Origin of the sequence: Mycobacterium montefiorense (genome assembly GCF_025823255.1) — a bacterium.
Classification (GTDB): domain Bacteria; phylum Actinomycetota; class Actinomycetes; order Mycobacteriales; family Mycobacteriaceae; genus Mycobacterium; species Mycobacterium montefiorense.
The window spans coordinates 190,645-215,973 of record NZ_JACKVL010000013.1 but is presented as its reverse complement, the minus strand read 5'-3'; the positions used below and the strand labels follow the sequence as shown (position 1 = coordinate 215,973).

22 protein-coding genes are annotated in these 25,329 nt (G+C 64.6%); 8 read left to right on the top strand and 14 right to left on the bottom strand.

All coding sequences use genetic code 11. The features are described 5' to 3' along the window. Positions 1–158: 158 nt before the first annotated feature. From H7K34_RS14435 to H7K34_RS14410, 6 genes are all read right to left on the bottom strand, one after another. The gene (locus H7K34_RS14435) at positions 159–896 is read right to left on the bottom strand and encodes a TetR/AcrR family transcriptional regulator (RefSeq protein ID WP_264062685.1); all 738 of its coding nucleotides are present in this window, start codon (positions 894–896) and stop codon (positions 159–161) included. Positions 897–1,019: 123 nt separating this feature from the next. Next, positions 1,020–1,199 carry a helix-turn-helix domain-containing protein gene (locus H7K34_RS14430; protein ID WP_264063546.1) on the bottom strand — a complete coding sequence of 60 codons (180 nt, stop codon included), beginning with the start codon at positions 1,197–1,199 and terminating at the stop codon, positions 1,020–1,022. Positions 1,200–1,251: 52 nt separating this feature from the next. Beyond that, complete coding sequence (gene nrdE, locus H7K34_RS14425; protein ID WP_264062684.1) at positions 1,252–3,417, bottom strand: class 1b ribonucleoside-diphosphate reductase subunit alpha; 2,166 nt, start codon at positions 3,415–3,417, stop codon at positions 1,252–1,254. After that, positions 3,387–3,839 carry a class Ib ribonucleoside-diphosphate reductase assembly flavoprotein NrdI gene (gene nrdI / locus H7K34_RS14420; RefSeq protein ID WP_264062681.1) on the bottom strand — a complete coding sequence of 151 codons (453 nt, stop codon included), beginning with the start codon at positions 3,837–3,839 and terminating at the stop codon, positions 3,387–3,389. The genes nrdE and nrdI overlap by 31 nt, the downstream gene beginning before the upstream one ends. 35 nt (positions 3,840–3,874) lie before the next feature. Further along, entirely contained in the window at positions 3,875–4,114 is a 240-nt protein-coding gene (locus H7K34_RS14415; RefSeq protein ID WP_264062680.1) for a redoxin NrdH, read from the bottom strand. Positions 4,115–4,635: 521 nt separating this feature from the next. Next, entirely contained in the window at positions 4,636–5,193 is a 558-nt protein-coding gene (locus H7K34_RS14410; protein WP_372510772.1) for an NAD(P)H-dependent oxidoreductase, read from the bottom strand. 91 nt (positions 5,194–5,284) lie between these two features. Between H7K34_RS14410 and H7K34_RS14405 the strand changes: the two genes are divergently transcribed. Then, positions 5,285–5,899 (top strand): TetR/AcrR family transcriptional regulator, encoded by a 615-nt coding sequence (locus tag H7K34_RS14405; protein ID WP_264062679.1) that lies wholly within the window; start codon positions 5,285–5,287, stop codon positions 5,897–5,899. Positions 5,900–5,909: 10 nt separating this feature from the next. Next, the gene (locus H7K34_RS14400; protein ID WP_264063544.1) at positions 5,910–6,962 is read left to right on the top strand and encodes a DNA polymerase IV; all 1,053 of its coding nucleotides are present in this window, start codon (positions 5,910–5,912) and stop codon (positions 6,960–6,962) included. Here H7K34_RS14400 and H7K34_RS14395 read toward each other — a convergent pair. Both H7K34_RS14395 and H7K34_RS14390 read right to left on the bottom strand, forming a co-directional pair. Next, positions 6,924–7,829 (bottom strand): SDR family oxidoreductase, encoded by a 906-nt coding sequence (locus H7K34_RS14395; RefSeq protein WP_264062677.1) that lies wholly within the window; start codon positions 7,827–7,829, stop codon positions 6,924–6,926. The genes H7K34_RS14400 and H7K34_RS14395 overlap by 39 nt on opposite strands. Before the next feature lie 36 nt (positions 7,830–7,865). Then, positions 7,866–8,507: a TetR/AcrR family transcriptional regulator gene (locus H7K34_RS14390; protein WP_264062676.1), complete on the bottom strand. Its 642-nt coding sequence runs from the start codon at positions 8,505–8,507 to the stop codon at positions 7,866–7,868. Between the two features lie 115 nt (positions 8,508–8,622). On the opposite strand from H7K34_RS14390, the gene H7K34_RS14385 reads away from it, so the two are divergent. Further along, positions 8,623–10,104 (top strand): cytochrome P450, encoded by a 1,482-nt coding sequence (locus H7K34_RS14385; RefSeq protein ID WP_264062675.1) that lies wholly within the window; start codon positions 8,623–8,625, stop codon positions 10,102–10,104. 18 nt (positions 10,105–10,122) lie between these two features. Here the strand turns inward: H7K34_RS14385 and H7K34_RS14380 are convergent, their stop codons facing one another. Next, complete coding sequence (locus H7K34_RS14380) at positions 10,123–10,602, bottom strand: 2-isopropylmalate synthase (protein WP_372510771.1); 480 nt, start codon at positions 10,600–10,602, stop codon at positions 10,123–10,125. A 356-nt stretch (positions 10,603–10,958) separates the two neighbouring features. Here H7K34_RS14380 and H7K34_RS14375 point away from each other — a divergent pair, with 356 nt between their 5' ends. Then, entirely contained in the window at positions 10,959–11,084 is a 126-nt protein-coding gene (locus tag H7K34_RS14375) for a hypothetical protein (RefSeq protein ID WP_264062673.1), read from the top strand. Positions 11,085–12,522: 1,438 nt separating this feature from the next. Here the strand turns inward: H7K34_RS14375 and H7K34_RS14370 are convergent. The 3 genes from H7K34_RS14370 to H7K34_RS14360 form a co-directional block, all read right to left on the bottom strand. Continuing rightward, positions 12,523–13,512: a sensor histidine kinase gene (locus H7K34_RS14370; RefSeq protein WP_264063543.1), complete on the bottom strand. Its 990-nt coding sequence runs from the start codon at positions 13,510–13,512 to the stop codon at positions 12,523–12,525. A gap of 135 nt (positions 13,513–13,647) precedes the next feature. Further along, positions 13,648–15,120: a FadR/GntR family transcriptional regulator gene (locus H7K34_RS14365; protein WP_264063542.1), complete on the bottom strand. Its 1,473-nt coding sequence runs from the start codon at positions 15,118–15,120 to the stop codon at positions 13,648–13,650. 27 nt (positions 15,121–15,147) lie between these two features. Further along, the gene (locus H7K34_RS14360; RefSeq protein ID WP_264062672.1) at positions 15,148–16,341 is read right to left on the bottom strand and encodes a thiolase family protein; all 1,194 of its coding nucleotides are present in this window, start codon (positions 16,339–16,341) and stop codon (positions 15,148–15,150) included. A gap of 66 nt (positions 16,342–16,407) precedes the next feature. Here H7K34_RS14360 and H7K34_RS14355 point away from each other — a divergent pair, with 66 nt between their 5' ends. Then, on the top strand, positions 16,408–16,752 hold the full coding sequence (locus tag H7K34_RS14355) for a Zn-ribbon domain-containing OB-fold protein (RefSeq protein WP_108920742.1): 345 nt from the start codon (positions 16,408–16,410) through the stop codon (positions 16,750–16,752). 2 nt (positions 16,753–16,754) lie between these two features. On the opposite strand, the gene H7K34_RS14350 is transcribed toward H7K34_RS14355, so the two are convergent. After that, entirely contained in the window at positions 16,755–18,920 is a 2,166-nt protein-coding gene (locus H7K34_RS14350; RefSeq protein WP_264062671.1) for an acyl-CoA dehydrogenase, read from the bottom strand. A 126-nt stretch (positions 18,921–19,046) separates the two neighbouring features. Further along, positions 19,047–19,805: an SDR family NAD(P)-dependent oxidoreductase gene (locus H7K34_RS14345; RefSeq protein WP_264062670.1), complete on the bottom strand. Its 759-nt coding sequence runs from the start codon at positions 19,803–19,805 to the stop codon at positions 19,047–19,049. A 112-nt stretch (positions 19,806–19,917) separates the two neighbouring features. On the opposite strand from H7K34_RS14345, the gene H7K34_RS14340 reads away from it, so the two are divergent. The 3 genes from H7K34_RS14340 to H7K34_RS14330 are packed head-to-tail and all read left to right on the top strand — an operon-like array spanning position 19,918 to position 25,302. Continuing rightward, positions 19,918–21,447, top strand: coding sequence for an ATP-dependent DNA ligase (locus tag H7K34_RS14340; protein WP_264062669.1), 1,530 nt, complete (start codon positions 19,918–19,920; stop codon positions 21,445–21,447). 36 nt (positions 21,448–21,483) lie between these two features. Beyond that, positions 21,484–23,751 (top strand): carbon starvation CstA family protein, encoded by a 2,268-nt coding sequence (locus tag H7K34_RS14335; protein WP_264062668.1) that lies wholly within the window; start codon positions 21,484–21,486, stop codon positions 23,749–23,751. Positions 23,752–23,790: 39 nt separating this feature from the next. Then, positions 23,791–25,302, top strand: coding sequence for an Hsp70 family protein (locus H7K34_RS14330; protein WP_264062666.1), 1,512 nt, complete (start codon positions 23,791–23,793; stop codon positions 25,300–25,302). The last annotated feature ends 27 nt before the right edge of the window (positions 25,303–25,329 follow it).

The window sequence follows — 25,329 nt, the reverse complement described above, 5'->3', positions numbered from 1 at the left end:
CAGTGGATCGGTCTTTCTATCGGCCGGTCAGCTCGTACGTCGGCCGGCGCAGCTAATTAGAGACCCCCGCCTAGCTAACGTAAATACCCAGTACCCAAGGTATCGGATAGGACGAGTGTTATCGATGCCCGAGGCGATGTCAACGCCGTCGCCGCAGCTCAGCTCGCGGCAGGATTGCTTCGCACGGCGCTGTGGATCGGCTGGTCGGGGTCCACCACGATGCCCAGCGCCTCGGCGGTGCCGACGATGACCCCCATCATGATCGTGGTCAGATGGGCGACGAACTGGTCGCGCGGCATCCGGCGCGGGCTGTCGGGTTCGCCCAACCACCACTCGGTGGATGACGCGGCCGATCCGAAGGCCGCATGTGCGGCCAGCTCGAAGGCCGCGTGATCCAGCTTCATGTCCCTGAGCTCGTTGTCGAACATGTCGGCCATGGTCAACATGATCTGACGACCCTCGTCGAGCGTGCGCACCGTCGACTCGGTGGTCGCTCCGGAACGCGCCGAGATGAAAACACGCAGCACGTTGGGGTGCTTGTCGACGAGAGTGACGTATTCGTCGACGCTGCGCCGGACGATTTCGCGGGCCGAGTCGGTGGCCAAATTGATCGACGGGAAGATCGCCGCCCACAGCATGTCGCGCAGCTGCTCACCGATCGCCTGGAACAGATCGGACTTGTCGTGGAAGTGGCGGTAGATCTTCGGCTTGGCGGTGCCGGCCTCTTCGGCGATCTCACGCACGCTGAGCTCGGGCCCCAGCCGGTCGATAGCGCGAAACGCCGCCTCGACGATTTCGCTGCGCACTTTCTTGCGGTGTTCACGCCAACGTTCGCTTCGCGCGTCGACCTTGGCCCCCGGCTTCACGCTCGGGTGGGGTCGAGAAATTCTCACCACAATCACGCACCTTACCCCGTTGTACCCGCTGACCTGCGCAGACTGCTATGCGTGTACGTATCTGTTTTTCGGCATGCCCTAACGACCCGGCCCAGTTTCGCCAAATGTCGCTGCTCGGCGGCATCAGCGCGGCGCGCGCAGTACCTCGCTGGGCAAGCGGCCGAACTCTCGCCGGTAGTCGGCAGAGAACCGGCCGAGATTACCGAACCCCCACTGGTAAGCGACGGCCGCCGCGGGTCTACCCGAATCGCGCGGTGATGGCCGAAAAACGCGCTCGGCGCGCCACGGGGCGCCAACTCGCAGTGACCGAGTGTGAGCTGCCCAACGCGACGCGCCGTCGAACCAGCGCCGTGACTTACAGCATGCAGGACACGCAGCCCTCGACTTCGGTTCCTTCCAAGGCCATCTGCCGCAGCCGGATGTAGTAGAGCGTCTTGATTCCCTTGCGCCAGGCGTAAATCTGCGCCTTGTTGACGTCGCGGGTGGTGGCGGTGTCCTTGAAGAACAGCGTCAGGCTCAGCCCCTGGTCGACGTGCTGGGTGGCCGCGGCGTAGGTGTCGATGATCTTCTCGTAGCCGATCTCGTACGCGTCCTGGTAGTACTCCAGGTTCTCGTTGGTCATGTACGGCGCCGGGTAGTAAACCCGCCCAATCTTGCCTTCCTTGCGGATCTCGACCTTCGACGCGACCGGGTGAATCGAGCTCGTCGAGTGGTTGATGTAGGAGATCGACCCCGTCGGCGGGACTGCCTGCAGGTTCTGGTTGTAGATGCCGTGCGTTTGCACCGACTCCTTCAACCGCTTCCAGTCGTCCTGCGTCGGGATGCGAATCTCGGCATCGGCGAATAGCTGACGGACCTTGTCGGTCGCGGGCTCCCACACCTGTTCGGTGTACTTGTCGAAGAACTCTCCCGACTTGTACTTCGACTGCTCGAAACCACCGAATGCCCTACCTCGTTCGATCGCAATGCGATTCGATGCCCGCAGCGCGTGATACAGCACGGAGTAGAAGTACATGTTGGTGAAATCAACGCCCTCTTCGGAACCGTAGAAGATGCCCTCGCGAGCCAGGTAGCCGTGCAGGTTCATCTGCCCGAGCCCGATCGCGTGAGAGTCGTTGTTGCCCTGTTCGATTGACGGTACCGAGGTGATGTGAGTCTGGTCGCTCACCGCAGTCAGCGCGCGGATGGACACCTCGATTGTCTGCGCGAAGTCCGGCGAGTCCATCGTCTTGGCGATGTTCAGCGACCCGAGGTTGCACGAAATGTCCTTGCCCACCCTGGCATAGGACAGATCGTCGTTGAACAGCGACGGCGTGGACACCTGCAGGATTTCCGAGCACAGGTTGGAGTGGGTGATCTTGCCCTCGATCGGGTTAGCCCGGTTCACGGTGTCCTCGTACATGATGTACGGGTAGCCGGACTCGAACTGCAGCTCGGCCAGCGTCTGGAAGAACTCCCGCGCCTTGATCTTGGTCTTGCGGATGCGAGCGTCATCGACCATCTCGTAGTACTTCTCGGTCACCGAGATGTCGGCGAACGCCGTGCCGTAGACCCGCTCGACGTCGTAGGGCGAGAACAGATACATGTCCTCGTTGTTCTTGGCCAGCTCGAAGGTGATGTCGGGAATCACCACCCCCAGGCTCAGGGTCTTGATCCGGATCTTCTCGTCGGCGTTCTCGCGCTTGGTGTCCAAGAAGCGGTAGATGTCAGGGTGATGCGCGTTGAGGTACACCGCACCAGCGCCCTGGCGCGCGCCCAGCTGATTGGCGTAGGAGAACGAATCCTCGAGCAGCTTCATGATCGGGATGACACCCGACGACTGGTTCTCGATGTTCTTGATCGGCGCGCCTTGCTCACGAATGTTGGTCAGCAGCAACGCAACTCCCCCACCGCGCTTGGACAGCTGCAGTGCGGAGTTGATCGAACGCCCGATCGACTCCATGTTGTCCTCGATGCGCAGCAGGAAGCAGCTAACCGGTTCCCCGCGCTGCTTTTTGCCCGAGTTCAAGAACGTCGGGGTGGCCGGCTGGAACCGCCCTTCGATGATCTCGTCAACCAGCTTCTCTGCCAGCACCGTGTCGCCGGCGGCCAGGGTCAGCGCCACCATCACGACCCGGTCCTCGAAGCGCTCCAGGTAGCGCTTTCCGTCGAACGTCTTGAGCGTGTAGGAGGTGTAGTACTTGAACGCGCCCAGGAACGTCGGGAACCGGAACTTCTTGGCGTAGGCACGGTCCAGCAGCGTCTTGACGAAGTTGCGCGAGTACTGGTCAAGAACCTCACGCTCGTAATAGTTCTCGCGGATCAGGTAGTCGATCTTCTCGTCCTGATTGTGGAAGAAGACCGTGTTCTGGTTGACGTGCTCCAGGAAGTACTGACGCGCCGCGAGGACGTCTTTCTCGAACTGAATCTTGCCGTCCTTGTCGTACAGATTCAGCATGGCGTTCAGCGCGTGGTAGTCCGTCTCTTCGGGCAACACATGCGTGCCAGCGGTTATAGGCTCTGCAGCGACGGTTGGTGGCACGTCTGTTCCTTCCAGAATTCAATAAGGCCCACGCGAACGGCTTCCACGTCGTCCGGGGTTCCCATCAGTTCAAAGCGGTAGAGGTAGGGCACGCCACATTTGCGGGAAACCACGTTGCCCGCGTAGGCGAATTCTGCACCGAAGTTGTTGTTGCCCGCGGCGATGACGCCGCGGATCAACGACCTGTTGTGCTCGTTGTTCAAAAAGGCGATGACTTGCTTGGGGACGTAGCCACCGTTGTCGATGTCCGGCGTAGCCCGACCGCCGCCATACGTGGGCAGTATCAATACGTACGGTTCGTCGACCTCGATAGGGCCACGCAGTGGGATTCGGGTGGCGGGGACACCCAGCTTCTGCACGAAACGGTGGGTGTTCTCCGACACCGACGAAAAATAGACCAGGTTGCGCTGCGTGATGTCCATGGCACCGCAACCTCCTTACTTGCTCATCTACTGCACTACGCGCTCAGCGCGGCTCCGGCAAGCGCCTTGATGCGATCGGGCCGGAAGCCCGACCAGTGGGCATCTCCTGCCACCACGACGGGGGCCTGCAGATAACCCAGTGCCATCACGAAGTCGCGCGCCTCGGCGTCCAGGCTGATGTCGACCTTCTCGTAAGCAAGACCCTGCTTGTCGAGAGCCTTGTGGGTGGCGCTGCACTGCACACATGCCGGCTTGGTGTACACGGTGATGCTCATGGAAGCCGCTCCTCTGCGGGGAAGGAAGGTCGGGAGTTTTATTACGGACTGGCAACTGCTTGGGGCACTACATCGCCGCTATGTTCAGCGATCCGTCAAGCCCCCGGATTCCCGTCTTGCGGCTGTCAGGCTGAACGACCTGGCTAAGCCGATTTCGGGAGGTTCAGTGGGCCTTGCGAGCTTCGTGAACCTGGGATCTGCCGGCTCCCGAAACACTACACCTAGTGGCTGACAAGATGTCGAGATACAACATGTTCTGAATAACAATTCTGAAATTCGCTGGTCGCAAGCGCTGCCGCGCAGCCACGCCCCGGCGTGTCGCAGATCACAAACCCGGTCCAGAACGCTCATGCGTACTGGTATAGCAGCGGCCACCGACAACCCCGGTGCCGCCGTCCTGCTAGCCCGCAGCTAGCAAAGCCGCCAGCACTAGCTGGCGGCTTTAACTATTAACTTTCCGGAACGCTGCTGGTCACCCAACGAACGCCTTGTTGGCTTCTACCAATTTCAGGCAGCCAAATTCAGCCGACTTCGGCCGCGAGCTTGCCGACGGCATCGCGCAGATTGGCCACTAACTCGGCGTGCTCGGCGGGGGCCTTGCCCTCCAAAGTTCCGAACGGCACCGACAATTTGACCGCCTCGACGACCCGGGCACCGGCGATGCCGAACGACTTGCGGGTCTCGTCGTGCGCCCAAACTCCGCCATATCGGCCGAAGGCCCCGCCGACGACCGCCAGCGGCTTGTCCTTCAACGCGCCGTTGCCAAAGGGGCGAGACAGCCAGTCGATCGCGTTCTTGACGACGGCCGGAATGCTGCCGTTGTACTCGGGGGTGACCACCAGCGCGGCGTCTGCCGCAGCCGCCGCGGCGCGTAGTGCATCCACCGGAGCCAGCTCAGCAGCCTCGGGGTTCATCGAGTCATCGATCTCCTCGTTGTAGAACGGAAGCTCGGCCAGCCCTTCGAACACGGTGACGATGACATCGTCGGACGCCACATCAACCGCCAGTTCGGCGATCTTGCGATTTATCGATGCCGCGCGCAGGCTGCCCACCAACGCCAGGACCTTGATCTCTGCCACTGTTTCGTTTCCCTCCGGTTGTCGTTCTATATCTTCGCACGGGTTAAGCGGACTATAGTCCGTTTTATTCCAGCCGCGTTAAAGTGCAGTGGTGAGCGGTGTCGAGCGATTGGGCGAGTTGCGTGTGTCGGCTCCGCGCGAGCTACCCCAGGAACGGGGCGACGCCGCGCGCAACCGGGAACTGCTGCTGCAGGCGGCCCGCCGTTTGGTCGCCAAACGCGGCGCCGAAGCGGTCACGATGGACGACGTCGCCGCGGCTGCCGGCGTCGGCAAGGGCACGCTTTTCCGCCGGTTCGGCAGTCGAGCCGGGCTGATGATGGTGCTGCTCGACGAGGACGAGCGCAGCAGTCAGCAGGCCTTCCTATTCGGGCCGCCGCCGCTGGGGCCCGACGCGCCGCCGATGGATCGACTGGAGGCATTCGGCCGCGATCGCCTGCGCTTTGTCCACACCCATCACGCACTGCTGTCGGCGGCCAAAGGCGAGCCGCTCACCCGCCACGTCGGGGCCGCAGCGGTGCAGCGCACGCATGTGCGGGTGCTGCTGCAAGCGGCCAACACCAGCGGCGATCTCGATGTGCAGACCGACGCGTTGCTGGCCTTGCTAGACGTGGATTACGTTGAGCACCAACTGAATTACGGCGGCCTCACTCTTGAGATGCTGGGCGATGCCTGGGAGAGTCTGGCGCGCAAGCTATGCGGACAGTGACCTGACCGACATGGTCGCGCCGCCATCCAGTTGGGTCCTGCACGTTGATCTCGATCAATTTCTGGCCTCGGTCGAACTGCGCCGTCATCCCGAACTGGCTGGGCTACCCGTCATCGTGGGCGGCAGCGGTGATCCCACCGAGCCGCGAAAGGTCGTCACCTGCGCGTCGTACGAGGCTCGTGAGTTCGGGGTACACGCGGGCATGCCGTTGCGCACCGCCGCTCGGCGCTGCCCGCCAAACTCAGGGGCCACCTTCTTGCCGTCGGATCCGGCCGCCTACGACGAGGCGTCCGACCAGGTGATGGGGCTGCTACGCGACCTGGGGCACCCGGTCGAGGTGTGGGGCTGGGACGAAGCCTACCTGTCGGTGACGCATGCCGATCCCACTGAAGTCGCGGAACAGATTCGCGCCGTTGTCTTTTCAGAAACCGGACTGTCTTGTTCGGTCGGCATCAGCGACAACAAACAGCGCGCGAAGGTGGCCACCGGCTTTGGGAAACCGGGCGGGGTGTTTGCGCTCACCGACGCGAACTGGATGGACGTAATGGCCGATCGGCCGGTCGACGCGCTGTGGGGCGTCGGCCCTAAGACGGCAAAAAAGCTTGCGGCCCTCGATATCACCACGGTACGAGAGCTGGCTAACAGTGACGCCGAGGTCCTGACGTCCATCTTCGGACCACGCACCGGCCTGTGGCTGCTGCTGCTCGCCAAGGGCGGCGGCGACGCGGAGGTCAGCGCCGAACCGTGGGTCCCGCGCTCTCGCAGCCATGTCGTCACCTTCCCGCGCGACCTCACCGACCGCTCCGAAATGGACTCGGCTGTCACACAATTGGCGAGGCGCGCGCTGGACGAAGTTGTGGCATCGGCCCGCACTGTTACCCGGGTCGCGGTCACCGTGCGTACGGCGACGTTCTACACCCGCACCAAGATTCGCAAGCTGCCGGCGCCAACTACCGATCCCGACGTCATCATCGCAGCGGCGCTGGGCGTCCTGGATCTGTTCGAACTCGACCGTCCGGTCCGGCTACTCGGGGTCCGGCTCGAATTGGTGCTGCCGGCCTAGCTGGGCCGGGCTGGGCCGAAGCGCCCGCGTGAAGATGACGTTCACCTGCCGCATCGCCACGCTGTAAGGCCACCACGCCAGCCGCTTGAATGCGTAGAGCGCCCGAATGTCTTGAGACGTGTAGATCAGGTATCTGTTCTTCGCGACGCCCGCCATGATCTTCTCGGCAGCCTTTTCCGGTGACACCGCATGACCGCTAAAGCGGTCGATCCACCGGCTGACCTTGGGGTCCTCGCGGTCGACGCCGGCGATTTCGACGGTATTGACCAGCGGCGTCTTTACCGCCCCGGGCACCACGACAGAGACCCCGATGCGGTGCCGGGCCAGGTCGAAGCGCAGCACCTCGGACAGGCCACGGAGTCCGAACTTGCTGGCGCTGTAGGCCGCATGCCACGGCAGCGCGACCAGCCCGGCCGCCGACGACACATTGACCACATGCCCACCGCGGCGCGCCGCGACCATTGGGGGAACAAACGATTCGATGACGTGGATCGGGCCCATCAGATTGATCTCGACCATCTTGGTCCACTGCTCGTGGCTCAGCCGGTCGACGGTGCCCCAGGCCGATACGCCGGCGATGTTCATCACGACGTCCATGGTCGGGTGCGTGGCGTGAACGTCGGCGGCGAACGCCGCGACCTCGTGATAGTCGGCGATATCCAGCACCCGGTGCGCCGGCACCTGAGACCCCAGCGCACGGGCGTCGGCCACGGTCTGCGCCAGCCCGTCCGCGTCGCGATCCGTCAGAAACAGCTCGGCCCCGTGCGCCGCCAGCCGCAACGCGGTGGCCCGGCCGATGCCGCTGGCCGCGCCGGTGACAAGACAGCGCTTCCCTGCGAAGTACCGCGCGGATCCCCGTTGCGCCATGAGGGTGACGATACCGCCGGTACCGGCTGGGCCGCGTTATCCCCGGCCGCCACCCCACAAGGAGTTGAGCCACAACTGCTCGAGCAGGCGAATGCGACGGTCAATGTCGTCGTTCGCTCCGCCGATAAACGCCGGGTCACCGCTGAGCATCAGCGCGGTGGTACCGGTCAGGGTGCGCACCAGGGTCGTGATGTCGTCGCTGATCGGACTCGCGGTCCCGGCCTTCATCTCGGCGTCGACGATGGCAACGATCTCGCGCACGACCTCGTCGAACTGCTGATCGAGAATGCCCCGGATCTCGATATCGGTGTAGCGGGCCGCATTACAGGCCGCCATCACCGGGTCGTTGTGCGCGTAGACGGCGGCGGCACTACCCACCATCCGCTTGGCGAACTGCTCCGGTGACTCGTCGGGACGGCGGGGAGCGAAATACTGCGTGAGTTCTTCGAGCTCCTGGGTGGCTTCGGCCACGATCTGCGCGAGCACCGCGTACTTGGAGTCGAAGTAGAAGTAGAAGCCGGACCGGCCCACCCCGGCGCGCAGGCTGATGGTGCTGACCGACAGCTCCGCGAAGGGCCGCTCCTGGAGCAGTTCGCGCACCGCGGCCATGATCGCCTGCCGGTGCTTGTCGCCACGTCGTCGGGTGGCCGACTCACCCGGCTCCGCGTGGCTGCTCATCCCCTGACCTTGCACCACACCACTCCAAATACAAACTTGACAGCCGTCAACTTTGTATCGAAGGATAGTGGCAAGTGACGGATGTCACCAGCCCCGGGTCCGCAAAGGAGCGTCCATGCCCGCCACCATCAGCACGCCGCATTACCTGCTTGACCAGGCACGGCGCCGGTTCACCCCGTCGATCAACAACTTTCCCGGTATGGGGATGGTCGAGCGCAAGCTGCTGAACACTCAATTCGAGGAGCGCAAACTCGCCGACCCACCGCCGGGCAGCGGCCTCAAGGCGGCGGTCGGCGACGCGGGACTTCCGGTCATCGGGCACATCATCGAGATGCTGCGGGGCGGACCCGACTATCTGATGCACCTCTACCAAACCAAGGGGCCCGTGGTCTTCGGAGATTCACCCGTGCTGCCGGGCATCGCCGCCCTGGGCCCAGACGCCGCGCAGGTCGTCTACTCCAACCGCAACAAGGACTTCTCGCAGCAGGGCTGGGTTCCGGTGATCGGTCCCTTCTTCCACCGCGGCCTGATGCTGCTCGACTTCGAAGAGCACATGTTCCACCGGCGGATCATGCAGGAGGCCTTCGTCCGCTCCCGGCTGGTCAGCTACGTCGAGCAGATGGACAAGGTGGTCTCGCAGACGATCGCCAACGACTGGGTGGCCAATGACGCGCGCTTCCTGCTCTATCCGGCAATGAAGGAACTGACGCTCGACATCGCGTCGATGGTGTTCATGGGCCACGAGCCGGGCACCGACCACGAACTGGTGACCAAGGTCAACAACGCGTTTGCGATCACCACGCGCGCGGGCAACGCGATCATCCGCACTCCCGTGCCGCCGTTCACCTGGTGGCGTGGACTCAAGGCCCGCGAATTGCTGGAGAACTACTTCCGCGAGCGAGTCAAGGAACAGCGGGCCACCCAAGGCGACGACCTGCTGTCGGTGTTGTGCCGCACCGAGGACGAGGACGGCAACAAGTCCTCCGACGAGGACATCGTCAACCACATGATCTTCCTGATGATGGCCGCACACGACACGTCGACATCGACGGTGACGACGATGGCCTATAACCTTGCCGCCCACCCGGAATGGCAGCAGCGCTGCCGCGAAGAATCCGACCGGCTCGGCGACGGGCCCGTCGACATCGAGTCGCTGGAGAAGTTGGAGTCACTCGACCTGGTAATGAACGAGTCGATCCGGCTGGTGACCCCGGTGCAGTGGGCCATGCGGCAGACAGTCCGCGACACCGAACTGCTGGGCTACTACATTCCCAAGGGCACCAACGTCATCGCCTATCCGGGCATGAATCACCGGCTCCCCGAATTATGGACGGACCCACTGAAATTCGACCCGGAGCGGTTCACCGAGCCACGCAACGAGCACAAACGGCACCGCTATGCGTTCACACCGTTCGGCGGGGGTGCCCACAAGTGCATCGGCATGACGTTCGGGCAGTTGGAGATCAAGACGATCCTGCACCGCCTGCTGCGCCGCTACCGGTTGGAGCAACCCCGCCCGGGCTACAAGTGCGACTGGGACTACGGCGGGATGCCGGTGCCGAAAGACGGCATGCCGATTATTTTGCGCCCGATCTGAACTCGAGTACCCGCGAGCTCAGGCCATCAGCCGATTGGCGCACGTGATCAGCGCGCGCAGCGCCGACTGAATCGGATCTTCGGACAGACCCATTGCCCACTCGGCGCGGATGCCGTCGCTGCCGCAGATGAACGTTGCGGTGCATCCGTCAGAAGCCATCTGATGGAACTTCAGTGTTTCGATCGCGATTCCGCGCTCGTGCAACATTGCGGTGAGTGCGGCGATCGGCCCGCTGGCGGCAGCGGTCGAGGTGCTGATGCAATCCCCGATGGCGATCATCGCCCGGAAGTTGCGGGCTTGCGCACCGAGCCGCCCAGTGGGTCGCTCGATGTCCGCGCACTTCCAGTGCCCTATCCGTAGTGGGCCGGCGGCCTGACCATATCTGGCCAGGAAACTCTCCCAGGGCATCGCGCCGGCTTGTTCCCGCAGGCCGCGCGGCAAGGCGACCCCGAAGCGATCGCCGAACCACGCATTGGCGTCGCACGGGTGCGCCACCACACTGGCTAAGTCCAGCTCGCGAAGGGACTGAGGTCTGGAAAGGGGCTGCGTAAGAGGCATTGCGTCGGTCTTCTCTGGTCAGCAGGAGCGACCGACGGTAGTAGCTTGCGACCCACAGCGGGGGGTCGGTCTGGATCAGACCCCGCTGCGGGTGCTGGCTACTACGGCACTCTTGAGAAGACGCACGAACGCGACAGTAGGCGCCGTCCGTCGAGAGTGCAACTTCATTTTCGCGACCGCGAGACGGCGTTTGAAAAAATTCACCAAATTAGGTTTACCTTAGTTAAATAGTGGTTATCCCGTCGTCGCCTTACGCAAGCAGCTGCCCCATCCTCGTCAGATGAAAGGCGACGGCAATGAAGTCGACAAGCATCGACAAGGCGCGTGAAGCGGCGACAGTTGCGATAGGCCTGATCGAAGTGCTGTTGGTGCCGACGAGATTGTCATCCGCGTGGGAGCGGGTAGCGGCAGCAGGCAACTGATCGCCGCGCTGCGAAACCAATTAATCCGTGTCGGTCGAGCGCTATTCCGTCGTCGCGCCAGAAGGCGGCTAAGCAACCACTCAGCTAAATGGCTTGGGGCTGAAGTCGATTGGCGGAAACGCGGCAAGCCCTCCCAGACTTCTACGTGCACTTCATCGCATCCGTATCCATGACCGCGACACGTCCCACCACCGCTGCATGTTCTCGCGCCGCGTGCGCGGACGTGGGTATAAGACATCTATGTCTCATACTAGTGAGTTGTGTCACGAATGATAGCTTTATATGTCGGTTAGGTGGAGTATCTGAGGTGCCAGTGTCCGCAACGGACTATTTGTCCCTCCCACAAAGGAGCAATGATGAAGTCACCGAACTCCAAGAAGGTCCTCAGAGCAGTTGCAGCAACGATGGGGGTGGCCGCAGCGTTGCTCTTACCGGCTTGCGCGCCCGCCGGCGGCACCGCGCCGCCAGCCCCCGCGGCAGTTGCGTGATCGTCTGCATCTAAATCAACCAGGGAGTCGGCCCACCGGGAACCTCAGTTCCTGGTGGGCCGCTTTGGTTTCCAGCCAATCGAGCCTGCAGGGAATTCAGCCGGTCGCCGCGCTGTTGCGCTAACTTCATCGATTCACATCGCTTGCCCTGCAGCGTAATTGCGCTAGTGCATTGCGCCAGTGTTGGCATGACAAAACTCAATTGTTTTGCGCCAGTAGGAATATGACAAAACCTAATCTTTACCCTGTTGTGCCAGTACAAGCGTGACAAAACGCTATTGCGTTGCGCCAGTATCGATGTGACAAAACGCAATTGTTAGCACGCGCCACTAAAAACATCACAAAATCTGGTTTACACGTGTTTAACAGAGGGTATGCGCCCCGTCGCATTGGCCATCAACGGCTAGATTGTCCCCTCACTCGGAAAGGCACGACAATGAAGTCGAAACGCACCAGGAAAACCCTAAGAGCAGTGGCAGCAGCGACGGGTGTCGTCGCGGTGTTGCTAGTGCCGACGGGATGCTCCACAGCCGCCGGCGGCACGGGCTGCTCCCTCGTCTGCGTCTAGCCAAACGGAACTAGCGCCCGCTCGCTGCGGGATGGCCCCCGATCTTTCACCTGTGTGTGACCTATTCGCACGCTTACTCACCGGAGTTCCGGTCGGCGGCACACGCCGCCCTTTGTTATTCAACATGTGTTTAATCGTTTAGAAAGAAGACGATCATGAAGGCAAACAACACCAAGAAAACTGTTAAAGCTGCTGCAGCTGCCGCGGGCGTGGCCGCGGTGTTGCTGTTACCGGGCTGCTCAACAGCCGCGGGTGGCACCGGCGCACCCGTAGTCGGCGGCGTCGCCGTCCCGCCAATCTGCGTCGGGTCCCTCTGCATCTAACCGCCCCAGGAGAAGACGGCCTGCCGGGAACTTCGGTTCCTGGTGGGCCGCCTTCCTGCTCAGCTGACCGGGCCGGCCGGGGAATCCAGCCGCAGATATGCCTGAATCGTCGTTCCGGTGCTGGCGGTGTGGGTACGCACCAGATCCGAGATGGCGTTGACCAGAAAAAGTCCCCGGCTGGCCGGTCCGGTTGGGCCGGGGTCCAGCCGTCCTACCAACGGATCATCGAGTCGTCCGCTGTCGCGCGCCTCGCACACCAAATGGTCATCGTCGCGCCAGAACGCCAGCCGGCAGGCGCCGTCGGTGTACATCAAGCTGTTGGTGGCCAGCTCAGTCGCGACCAGTTGCAGATCTTCGATTCCGTCCTGGGACAGCCCAACCCACCCGGCGTAGTTGACGGCGAACGATCGAGCCGGCCGCAGGTCCGCGGATTTGCGAACCATGTACGTCACCGCGCCCGGATTGACGGGCAGTGGCTGATTGCACTGCGCCAGCACCTCATCCGGCGCGTAGTCGTCGCTGCGTTGCGGCGAACCGAATTTCCACAACAGCGGATGCGTCATGCCGGCGCTTGCCAGCACGTCGTTGTCCAGCCGCTCGGCGTCGTAGAGACACAGCGCGGTCACCCGACGACCTTCAAACGCGCTATTGACCAGCGCCTCATGCTGCATGCAGGCCAAAGACTCGTCGGCGCTGCGCTCCGGCCAGAAAACCTGGCTGACAATCCGGGCCCGCCGGTTGGCGTTCTCCTCGACAAAGGAGCCTTCTAGCGCCAGAAACCGGCTCGGGTTGCGGGCAGCCTCGGCGATGTCGACCAGCTGCAGTGCGGATGTCGTGCCCTCACCGCCGAGCGCGTCACGGAGCGAGGCCAAATATTCGCCGGGAACCGCGACGAGCACCGGCTCGTCCATCGCCAAACCTTCGAGCACGAAGGGCACCACTGCGTCCAGGTACTCCCGCTGCGAGTTGTAGAGGAGCGCGGAATGAACGAAACCTTGATGCCCGTTCTCCGTGCCCCTGATCATTTCGGCACTCCCGCTTTCCATCATCACCAATGCCAACCCCCAGCCGGACCGGCTCTCCTGTCCCTATCCCCGCGCCCCATTACCCCTCCCAATACCCCGCACGCGCGTTCCCTATGCAGGAAACGGATCACAAACCCGCCTCGGGTAGAAGGATGTTCGTCACAGCCACCACGAGGCCGCGGCGTCGAGATGACGACGGACGCGATAGCGCGCCAAGCTGTCGTCACCGGCCGTGATCGCGTCGAGAATCCGCAAATGCGCGTGCTCGACGGCGACGGCGTCATCCCGAGCCGGCGGCTCCTGTCCGGTGCTGGACCAATGCCGGCGGAACAGCTCGACGATGATCCGCAGGAACAGGTCCAGCAGCGCGTTGCCGGCCAGCTGCGCCAGTCCGATATGGAACCGTGATTCCTCGAAGGTCGCCTGGCGCACGTCATCGGCGGTGTGCAGGTTGTGCTCGAGTGCGGACCGGTGGGCCTGCAGGAAAGCCGCCACCTCGGGGTCGGCCCGTCGCTTGACGACCTTAGCGACGTTGTCGATCTCGATGGCGTCCCGCACACAACGCAGGTCTTCGCGCCGCGGCTTCCGGAATTGTAGATACAGGGCGATCGTGTCGATGCTGGCTTGCGCATGGGGTTGCGTGACGACCAGCCCGCCGCCGGGTCCGCGTCGCATCTGCGCGACGGAGTGATATTCGAGTAGTCGCACCGCTTCGCGCAACACCGCACGGCTCACTCGATAGCGTTCCAACAAGGCACTCTCGGTGCCGAAGACCGACCCGACCCGCCAGCCGCCAGAACCGATCTCGTCGCCGATGGTGGCCGCGAGCACCTCCGCCAACTTGCCGCGCGGAACTTCCGTCTCGGGCGTCTCGCGTTGGCGTCCCTTCCGCGCTCTGCGGCGCCCCGGGTCGCCCGGGTGATGCTCTTGCAGCCAGCCGGTCACCGCCGCGACGTGTCGCTCGGACAGCGACTTGGCCCGGCCGGGATCGCCGGCGGTGACCGCCGCAACGATTTCGGCGTGGTCGCTGTGCATATAGTCGAGCGCCTCGATAGCCTCACTTGCCGAGTCGGTTCGCGATCGCAGGGCGTATCGAGTGGTAAGCCTCATCAACACATCGATAAAGAGTTGCAGGACCGGGTTTTTCGACTGTTCGGCCAACGCGATGTGGAATTCGTCCCGGGGCGCCGGCAGTCCCGGCCGCCACTGTTCCTGTGCGCGCAACACCTCGCGTAACCGCTCGATACCCGCTTCGTCGATCCGCTCCGCCGCAAGCGAGGCCGCCAGCGGCTCGAGCACCAGCCGTGCGTTGAGCAGATCAGCGAGCGTGGTGCCCAGGTATTCGAGATAGATAACGACCGCGCGAGTCGCGGGTCCCGCATCGGGCTGACTGATCAGCAACCCGCCGCCCGGCCCGCGGCGCATCCGGGCCACCTGATGGTGCTCGACGAGGCGAACGGCCTCCCGCAGCACCGAACGACTCACGCCGAAGCGTTCTTGTAGAGCGTGTTCTGAACCCAGCGACTCTCCGACGGGCCAGCCACGGCGAACGATGTCCGCCTCGATCTGACGGGCAATCGTCGCAGCCAGTTTCTTTGTCCCTCCCGCGGCCGGCGCGGGGCTTAGCTGAATCTCAATACTGCACTCCCACAAGCTGTCTCAACAGCTAAGCAGCATGCAACCCGCGACCGGACCCCCGCCCACGGAAACCACGCCGACCTCGGGACGCCGCGACACCTGTCGCTCCCCCGCTTCCCCGCGCAACTGCAGACACCCTTCGTGCAGTGCCCAGTAGCCGTGCATGCGCCCCGCCGACAGCTGGCCGCCGTAGGTGTTCAACGGCAGTTGCCCGTCGCGGGCGATCCGAGCGCCGCCCTCGACGAACGGGCCGGCTTCGCCGTCGCCACAAATCCCCAGGGCCTCCAGCCAGGCGATGGTGAGATAGGTGAAGCCGTCGTACAGCTCGGCAAGCGCGAGGTCGGCGGGTTTCAAGTCGGTGCGCGACCACATCTGCGCGGTCGCATCCGACATCGCCATCCTCGGGTAGTCGTCGCGGTGGAACCAGCCACCAGCGCCGTCCGACCCGCCGATCGCCTCCACCCGCACCGGCCGGTGCGGGCAATCGGGGCCGTACTCCGCGTTCGACACCAGCACGGCGATCGAGCCGTCGATGGGCACGTCGCAGTCCAGCAGCCCGAACGGCGTCGAAACCAGCCGCGCCCCCAGGTAGTCGGCCATCGTCATCGGCTCGCGGTACACGGCAAGCGGATTCAGCGCAGCATTACGCCGGCCATTGAGTGCCAGCCAACCCAGCTGCTCCTTGGTGGTCCCGTACAGTTCCATATGACGACGGCAGTTCAGTGCCAACCAGTTCGCGGCGGAATATGCTTGGGCCGCAACCAGATCGTTGACGTCATCCATCGGGCCGACCGCGGGCCGCTTTGCGCCCTCGGGTGTTTCGAACATCCGCGCCAGCGGCGGGGCGGGCGCGTTCTCCTCCTGCTTGACGGGCACTGTGCCGCCGAGCATTTGGATGGTCCGGTACACCACCACATGCCGGGCGCGTCTCTCGGACACCGCACGACATGCCGACATCACCGGGCTCAGCAGCCCGCCGGTACCAAAGCCGCTGCCGCAGTCGGCCGCCTCGATCTGCAGTTCGGCATTGACCTCTTCGGCGGGGGTATCACCCAACGTCGCGATGCCGTCGATGTCGGCGGGCACCAAGCCGGCGTCGGCGATCGCGCCGCGCACCGCTTCCATCGTCAGCTCCCGCCCCGGGATTCCGGTCCGGCGGCCGATCCGGGAAATGCCGATACCGGACACAATCGCGTCTTTTTCGAAATACGTCATCTGCACCGCCAGTCAGAGGAGAACCCATCGCAACCACTGGAATCAATAGAGTGTACTGTATTGCCCGTGTCAGCCGAGTCGACATCACCGCTGCTCATCGAGCATTGCGACGATTGCTCACGCTGGGTGCATCCCGCAACCGGCGAATGCCGGGAGTGCGGCGCCGCACTGGTGGCGCGCCCGATTTCGGGACAGGGCACGGTGTTCACCTTCACGGTAAACCACCATCCGTATAACCCGGAGATCCCCGTCCCTTATGTGATCGCCATCGTCGAGCTCGCCGAACAAAGCGGCCTGCGAGTGGCAGCCAATATCGTTGACTGCGAACCGGATTCGGTGACGTGCGGGATGCCGGTCAGCATCCGGCCCGAGCAGGGCGCCGGCGGTGCGCCGTTGTTCGCACCGGCCTAGAGCTAATTGATCAGCGGGTCACGCGGCATGCCGAGGATGCGCTCGGCAATCTGGTTGCGGGTGACTTCCGAGGTACCGCCGGCAATGGCCATGCCGCGCGCACCCATGATCAGCCGGCCCGGCGCGGCACCAGCGCCGTCGACCAGCGCCACCTCGGGCCCGGTCAGGGCGGCCATGATGGCGGCGCCCTCCACCATGTGGTCGGCCAGCTTCAGTTTGGTGACGTTGCCTTCGGGTCCCGGGCCCGCGCCTTCGACGCTGCGGGCGACCCGCCGCAGGTTGAGCAGCCGCAGCGCGGTTTCGTTGGCAAGGTAGGAGCCGACCCGAATATCCGCGCCCGCCAATCGATCTGCGTGCTGTCGGGCCAGTTCTACCAGCGCGGTCGCCAATCCCTCATAGAAAGATCCGCTACCACCGATGCTGACCCGCTCGTTGCCCAGCGTCGCCCGCGCGACCGTCCATCCCGAGTTCGGCGTCCCGACGACATCCTCGTCGGGAACGAACAGATCGTTAAAGAACACCTCGTTGAAGTCCGAGCCGCCGGTGATCTGCCGCAGCGGACGCACCTCGACTTCGGGCGCCTTCATATCGACGATCACCGTGGTGATGCCGGCATGCTTGGGCGCGTCGGGATCGGTGCGCACGGTGGCCAGGCCACGCGCACAGTAGTGGGCTCCACTGGTCCACACCTTTTGGCCGTTGATCTTCCAGCCGCCGTCGACCCGAGTGGCCTTGGTCTTGATGGATGCCGCATCCGACCCCGCCTCGGGTTCGGAGAACAGCTGGCACCAGATCTCGTCTTTGCGCAACGCCTTCTCGACCAATCTTTCGATCTGCCACTCGGTTCCGTGCTGGATCAGGGTCAGGATCACCCAGCCGGTGATGCCGTAGTCCGGGCGCTTGATGCCGGCCGCCTTGAACTCCTCCTCGATCACCAGCTGCTCCACCGCATCGGCGGCCAGCCCCCAGGGCTTGGGCCAGTGCGGCATCACGTAGCCGGTCGCGATCAGCTTGTCGCGTTGCGCCTGCTTGTCCAGACCGGCCAGCTCGGCGGCATCGGCCTGGATGCGCGTGCGCAGTTCCTCGGCCTCGGGCGGCAAGTCCAGGCTGTTTTCCCGGACAGCGCCCGCCGCGGTGCGATCGAAGACATCGCGCGCCGGCGTGTCACCGCCGAACAGTGCCGAGGTCACCAACGCCCGTCGCAAGTGCAGATGCGCGTCGTGCTCCCAGGTGAAGCCGATACCGCCGTGTACCTGAATGTTGAGTTCGGCATTGCGGGCATACGCCGGAAGTGCCAGCGCCGCAGCGACTGCGGCGACGAGACGGAACTGTTCCTCGTCCTCTCCCGCTGCACGCGAGGCGTCCCATACCGCGGCCGTCGCCGACTCGACGGCGACAAGCATGTTCGCGCAATGGTGCTTCACCGCTTGGAATGTGGCGATGGTCCGGCCGAATTGCTGGCGCACCTTCGCGTAGTCGACGGCGGCATCGACGCAGTCCGACGATCCGCCCACCGCCTCGGCGGCCAGCAACATTCGCGCCCGGGCCAGCGCCGTTTCCCGCGCCCCGGTAACGATGTCGTCGGAATCGACGCTGACGTTATCCAGGCGAACCCGTCCGGAACGCCGAGTTGGATCGAGGTTCTCGGGCACGTCGACCGACACACCGGCGCGGCCGCGGTCCAGCAGCAGAACGTCGTCGCCGGCCGCGATCAGCAGCAGCTCGGCGAGCCCGGCCCCCAATACGACTCCGGCCTCGCCGTTCGCAACGCCGCCTTTGACCTGCACGCTGCTGTCCAAGCCGATACCCGCGGCGACAGTGCCGTCGATCAGGCCGGGTAGCAATCGCGACTTCTGTTCGGCTGTACCGTCTTTGGCGATCACCGCGGAGGCGATCACGGTCGGGACGAACGGACCCGGAGCGACCGCACGGCCAAGCTCTTCGATCACCACCACGAGTGCGGGCAACCCGTAGCCGGAGCCGCCGTGTTGCTCGTCGACGTGCAGTCCGAGCCAGCCGAGCTCGGCGATGTCGGACCAGAATGTCGGCCGATCCTCTTCGGGGCTGTCGAGCAGCGCACGCGCCGCCAAGCGCGCCTTCTGCGAAGTCAGGAAAGACCGAGCGACCTCGGCAAGCTCGCGATGGTCGTCGGTAAGTGCGATACCCATGGAGACCTCCTCGCGCCAGTACCCTCCCCGCACCGTCGTCGGGTGGTTGGCCACCCCGCTCCGAGGGGGAGCGGAGTGGCTGCCTAAAGAGTGTACTTATTGCGGACAGGCCCCTACCGGGGGTCTCTACTTGGGCGCGAAGCGCTGCCCGGCGTCCAGCCGCAGGCACTGGCCGTTGAGCATCGGGTTGTCGACGATGGCCGCCGCCAGCTTGGCGTACTCCTCCGGCCGGCCCATCCGCTTGGGGAAAGCCGCGTCGCGGGTCAGCGTCGCCGCCATCTCATCGGGAACCATCGATGTCAGGCCGGTGAGGAACAGGCTCGGGGCGATTGCCAGCACGCGGATGCCCATCGACCCCAAGTCACGAGCCATCGTCAGGCACATACCCGCGATCGCCGCCTTGGCAGCGGTGTAGGCGACCTGGCCGATCTGACCCTCGAAGGCGGCAATCGAAGCGGTGTTGATGATGACGCCGCGCTCGTCGTCTTCGGGCTCGTTCTTGGCCATGTGCGCGGCCGCCAGCCGGCTGATGTTGAAAGTCGCGATGAGGTTGAGATCGATCACGGATTGGAAGGATTCGAGATCGTGGGGGCCCGACTTGGTCAGCGTGCGCTTGGCGATTCCGCCGCCGGCGGTGGTGACGATGACGTGCAGCCCGCCGAGCTTGTCGACCGCAGTCTGCAAGGTCCGCTCGGTGCCGGTGAAGTCGGTGACGTCGACCGGGTAGAACGTGCCGCCGATGCCTTCGGCAACCGCTTTGCCGTCGGAGCCCTCGCGGTCGAAGATGGCGACATCCGCTCCGCGTTCGTGCAGCAGCTCGGCGGTGGCGCGACCCATCCCCGATGCGCCGCCGATGATGACGGCCTTCTTCCCGTTGATCTCCATCCGGACGTCTCCTTTTTGGGTTGTCAGATCCTGTGCAATCTGTAACGTTACGTAGGAACGCTAGCGTGTCCGTTCTGCACGGTTGTCACCGAGCCATGCCAAGCTGGCGACCGTGCTCCTTCTCGAGGTGGTAGCCACGTCGGTTGACGTCGGTGCCACGTCGTCACGGCTGACCAAGGTCGCACGCATTGCCGACCTTCTCACGAAGGCCGCACCAGACCCGGAATTGGTCGCGATCGTCGTGTCGTGGCTCTCCGGTGAGCTGCCGCAGCGCCAGATCGGCGTGGGCTGGGCGTCGTTGCGGTCGCGACCGCCGGCGGCTTCGGAGCCAGAGCTCACGGTGACCGGTGTGCACGCCAGCTTCACCGAGATCGGCGGGCTCGCGGGCAAGGGGTCGCAGGCGCGCCGCGCCGAACTGCTCGCGACGCTGTTCGCCGCTGCGACCGAAGCCGAGCAGACGTTCCTGGTGCGGCTGCTCGGCGGCGAGCTGCGCCAGGGCGCGCTGGCCGGGATCATGGCCGACGCGGTGGCCAAGGCCGCCGACATCCCCGCTGCCGCGGTGCAGCGCGCGGCGATGCTGGGCGGCGACCTGCCCGCGGTCGCCGCGGCCGCCCTGTGCGGTGGAGCGGTGGCGGTGCAGGCATTCATGCTGCGGGTGGGCCAGCCCGTCGGCCCGATGCTGGCACAAACCGCGACCAGCGTGGCCGACGCGCTCGAACGTCACGGCGGCACAACGATCTTCGAGGCAAAGCTGGACGGCGCGCGAGTGCAGATCCACCGCGCCGGGGACACAGTCACGGTCTACACGCGCAGCCTGGACGACGTTACGGCCCGGCTGCCCGAGGTGGTGGAGGCAACGCTGGCGCTGCCCGTCAACGACCTCATCGCGGACGGCGAGGCGATCGCGTTACGGCCCGACAACCGGCCGCACCGCTTTCAGGTCACCGCCTCCCGCTTCGGCCGATCGGTCGACGTGACTGCAGCCCAAGCGGCGCAACCGCTTTCGGTGTTCTTCTTCGACATCTTGCACTGCGACGGCGTCGACCTGCTGGACGCGCCGACCACCGAGCGATTGGCCGCCCTGGACGTGCTGGTGGGACCGCGGCACCGGGTCGATCGGTTGACCACGTCGGACCCCGGCGCCGCCGCGGCCTTCCTGGAGGCGACGCTGGCCGCCGGCCACGAGGGAGTGATGGCAAAGGCGCCAGGCTCCCCCTACCAGGCCGGGCGCCGCGGGGCGGGCTGGCTCAAGGTCAAGCCGGTCCACACGCTCGACCTCGTGGTGCTGGCCGTCGAATGGGGGTCGGGACGCCGGCGCGGCAAACTGTCCAACATTCACCTGGGCGCACGCGATCCGGTCACCGGCGAATTCATCATGGTGGGAAAGACTTTCAAGGGCATGACCGATGCCATGCTGGAATGGCAGACCGCGCGCTTCAGCGAACTGGCCGTCGGATCGACGGACGGCTATGTCGTGCAGTTGCGTCCCGAACAGGTCGTCGAAATCGCGCTCGACGGTGTACAGAAGTCGACGCGCTACCCCGGCGGCCTGGCCCTGCGGTTTGCCAGGGTGGTGCGCTATCGCGATGACAAGAGCCCGGCCGAGGCGGACACCATCGACAACGTCCGTGCGCTGTACTAATTCACCCGAGCACTAAACCCCTCGTCGTCGTAGGGTTTGTCCGTGGCTGTGCATGACAACGCTGTCAGCTACATCCGCACTGACAAGGACTTGCCGCCCGTCGCGATCATCGACCGCTCCCCGATCAGCGTCCGGCACAAGATCGTCTTCGGGATCATCGCGGTGCTCGGTGCGATTTCCTGGGCGATCATCGCTTTCGTGCGCGGCGAGACGGTGAACGCCTTCTGGTTGGTGGTGGCCGCGATCTGCACGTACATCATCGGGTTTCGTTTCTATGCCCGGCTGATCGAGATGAAGGTCGTCCGACCGCGCGACGACCACGCGACCCCGGCCGAAATTCTGGACGACGGCGCCGATTACGTGCCGACCGACCGGCGGATGCTGTTCGGCCATCATTTCGCCGCGATCGCCGGAGCCGGGCCGCTGGTCGGTCCGGTGCTGGCCACCCAGATGGGCTATCTGCCCTGCAGCATCTGGATCATCTTCGGCGCGGTATTCGCCGGTGCCGTCCAGGACTACCTGGTGCTGTGGATCTCCACCCGGCGCCGCGGCCGTTCGCTGGGCCAGATGACCCGCGACGAGCTCGGTGCCGCCGGCGGCGCCGCCGCGATTGTCGGCGTCCTCGTGATCATGGTGATCATCATCGCGGTGCTGGCACTGGTGGTGGTCCGGGGCCTGGCCCAGAGTCCGTGGGGTGTGTTCTCGATCGCGATGACCATCCCGATTGCCATCTTCATGGGCTGCCATTTGCGGTTCCTGCGTCCCGGGCGGGTAGGAGAAGTTTCACTGATCGGTTTCGCATTGCTGATGCTCGCCGTGGCCTCCGGCAATTGGGTCAGCGAAACCTCTTGGGGCGCATCGTGGTTGAATCTGTCCGCGGTGACGGTCTCGTGGTTGATCATCATCTATGGCTTCGTGGCCTCGGCGCTGCCGGTGTGGCTGTTGCTGGCACCGCGCGATTACCTGTCGACGTTCATGAAGGTCGGCGCCATCGCGTTGCTGGCGCTCGGCATCTTCATCGCGCGCCCATTCATCCAGGCGCCCGCCGTGTCACAGTTCGCCCACAACGGCGACGGCCCGGTGTTCCCCGGCTCGCTATTCCCCTTTCTGTTCATCACGATCGCGTGCGGTGCGCTGTCCGGATTCCATGCGTTGATCTCGTCGGGGACGACCCCGAAGCTGCTGGAGAAGGAAAGCCAGATGCGCTTCATCGGCTACGGCGGCATGCTCACCGAATCGTTTGTCGCCGTGATGGCATTGATCAGCGCGGCGATCCTCGACCAGCACGTGTATTTCGCGCTCAACGCCCCGGCCGCACAGACCGGCGGCACCGCGGCCACCGCCGCGCACTACGTCAACGGGCTCGGGTTGTCGGGTGCGCCGGCGACGACCGACCAGCTCAACCAGGCCGCCGCGAGCGTCGGCGAGAAGTCGATCGTGTCGCGCACCGGCGGAGCCCCGACGCTCGCGGTAGGCATGTCCGAGGTGTTGAACCGGGCCTTCGGCGGCGCGGGCCTCAAGGCGTTCTGGTACCACTTCGCGATCATGTTCGAGGCGCTGTTCATCCTGACCGCCGTCGACGCGGGCACCCGGGTCGCGCGCTTCATGCTTTCCGACGCACTGGGCAACCTGGGCGGTCCGCTGGCCAAGCTGCAAAATCCGAGCTGGCGTCCAGGCGTCCGGGGCTGCAGCCTTGCCGTGGTCGCGGCGTGGGGCGGCATCCTGCTGATGGGCGTGACCGATCCGCTCGGCGGCATCAACACGCTGTTCCCGCTGTTCGGTATCGCCAACCAGCTGCTCGCGGCGATCGCGCTGACCGTGATCACCGTGATCGTCGTCAAGAAGGGGCTGCTGAGATGGGTGTGGATTCCGGGCGTCCCGCTGCTATGGGATCTGACGGTCACGCTGACCGCGTCGTGGCAGAAAATCTTCTCGGCGGATCCGGCCATCGGCTACTGGTCACAGCATTTCCAGTATTCGGCCGCTAAAGATGCGGGCAAGACCACCTTCGGCTCGGCCAAGAATGCGCACCAGCTCGATGAGGTCATCCGGAACACTTTCATTCAGGGCGCCCTGTCGATTCTTTTCGCGCTCGTGGTGATCATCGTGTTGGCTGCCGGAATTGCGGTCGCATTCAACGCAATTCGTGGTGGCGGGAGGCCACTGACCGAGGATGACACGATCCCGTCGAAGATTTTCGCGCCCTCTGGCCTGCTGGCCACCGCCGCGGAGCGCGAAGTGCAATGGCAATGGGACGAGCCGCAGGCGGCACTGTCCGGCGAGCGCCACGCCGGACAAGTCTAGAGTCCCGAATTTGGCTGCACCGCCCTAAGATTGTGCGGAATGAGAGTCGGTATCGACTTCGGCACCACCCACACTGTCGTCGCACTCGTCGACCGGGGTAACTACCCGGTCGTATCGTTCGACGGCGTCGATGCCTGGCCGTCGCTGATCGCCGCCAATGCGGCCGGGGAGCTGCGGTTCGGGGTGGACGCCGCCGCCGTCCGCCACGATCGCCACTGGTCGGTGCTGCGATCGATCAAACGTCTGCTCAACGACGCCGGACCGCAAACCGAGGTAACCCTGGCCGGCCGCAGCTATCGGTTGAGCGAACTCCTCGCCGGCTTTCTGGCGCAGCTGAAAAACGATCTTCTGCTGCGCTCGAATGGTTGCCTGACACCGGGCGAAACCATCGAGGCAGCTATCAGCGTGCCCGCCAACGCCTCCAGCGCGCAGCGCCTGCTGACACTGGATGCCTTCGTGGCGGCCGGTTTTCACGTCGTCGCGCTGCTCAACGAGCCATCCGCCGCCAGCCTCGAGTACGCCCATCGGTACCGCTCCACTATCACCGCCAAACGTGAGTACGTCCTCATCTACGACCTCGGCGGCGGCACCTTCGACGCGTCGCTGCTCAAGATGACCGGACACTCGAACGAGGTGGTGATCAGCGAGGGCATCCAGCGCCTGGGTGGTGATGATTTCGACGACGCGATTGTGCGGCTCGTCCGCGACGGCGCGAAACTGCGCGACGTAACGGCCCCGGCGCTCGAGCTTCTTCGCGAGGAGTGCGCGGTTCGCAAGGAAGCCGTCGGGCCACAGACGCGCCGCTTCGTGGTCGACCTGTCTTCGGTCGATCGCCCGCCTTTTGCTTGCGGCATCGACGACGTCTATTCGGCATGCGCGCCACTCGTCGAGCCCACGACCGATCTCCTCGGCCGTATCCTGCACGACGGCAGCAGCGACGTGGCGTGGTCCGAGGTCGCCGGAATCTACGTGGTGGGCGGCGCCGGCGGCTTTCCTGTCATCTCCAGGATGCTGCGCACCGCCTTCGGGGACAAGCGCGTCAAACGGTCGCCGCACCCCTTTGCCGCCACGGCCATCGGCCTGGCCGTCTTCCTCGACAACGAATCCGATTTCGCACTATCCGAACGCTTTTCGCGACACTTCGGCGTCTTCCGCGAGGCTGAGGCCGGCGCCGGCGTCGTCTTCGACCCGATCGTGCCCAAAGACGTCTCACTGTCGACCGGCGCGGACACTCCGTTGATCGTCCGGCGGACGTACCGCGCCGCGCACAATATCGGGCATTTCCGCTTCGTGGAGTGCAGCCGCCTCGTCAACGGCCGCCCCGACGGCGACGTGACCCCCTACGATCCTGTCCTGTTCCCGTTCGACCCCGCCCTGTACGACCGCGACGACCTCGGGCGCCAGCCGGTCGGTCGGTGGACGGACGGACCAGATGTCGAAGAGCGCTACGTCGTCGCGCCCAGCGGGGCCGTGCAGGTGACGCTGACGACGCAACCGGGCGGCTTCATGCGCACCTTCCGCCTGGAGCGGCACGCCTCTGTGGGGTTGTAGTACGGCCTTGTCACATGGCAGTAGCGT

Coding starts and splice junctions, on each gene's coding strand:
- H7K34_RS14345 (WP_264062670.1), bottom strand. CDS start 19,805: ATGGAGATCAACGGGAAGAAGGCCGTCATCATCGGCGGCGCATCGGGG.
- H7K34_RS14395 (WP_264062677.1), bottom strand. CDS start 7,829: ATGGCGCAACGGGGATCCGCGCGGTACTTCGCAGGGAAGCGCTGTCTT.
- H7K34_RS14400 (WP_264063544.1), top strand. CDS start 5,910: ATGGTCGCGCCGCCATCCAGTTGGGTCCTGCACGTTGATCTCGATCAA.
- nrdI (WP_264062681.1), bottom strand. CDS start 3,839: ATGGACATCACGCAGCGCAACCTGGTCTATTTTTCGTCGGTGTCGGAG.
- H7K34_RS14375 (WP_264062673.1), top strand. CDS start 10,959: ATGAAGTCGACAAGCATCGACAAGGCGCGTGAAGCGGCGACAGTTGCG.
- H7K34_RS14385 (WP_264062675.1), top strand. CDS start 8,623: ATGCCCGCCACCATCAGCACGCCGCATTACCTGCTTGACCAGGCACGG.
- H7K34_RS14330 (WP_264062666.1), top strand. CDS start 23,791: ATGAGAGTCGGTATCGACTTCGGCACCACCCACACTGTCGTCGCACTC.
- H7K34_RS14360 (WP_264062672.1), bottom strand. CDS start 16,341: ATGACGTATTTCGAAAAAGACGCGATTGTGTCCGGTATCGGCATTTCC.
- H7K34_RS14350 (WP_264062671.1), bottom strand. CDS start 18,920: ATGGGTATCGCACTTACCGACGACCATCGCGAGCTTGCCGAGGTCGCT.
- H7K34_RS14415 (WP_264062680.1), bottom strand. CDS start 4,114: ATGAGCATCACCGTGTACACCAAGCCGGCATGTGTGCAGTGCAGCGCC.
- H7K34_RS14390 (WP_264062676.1), bottom strand. CDS start 8,507: ATGAGCAGCCACGCGGAGCCGGGTGAGTCGGCCACCCGACGACGTGGC.
- H7K34_RS14370 (WP_264063543.1), bottom strand. CDS start 13,512: ATGATGGAAAGCGGGAGTGCCGAAATGATCAGGGGCACGGAGAACGGG.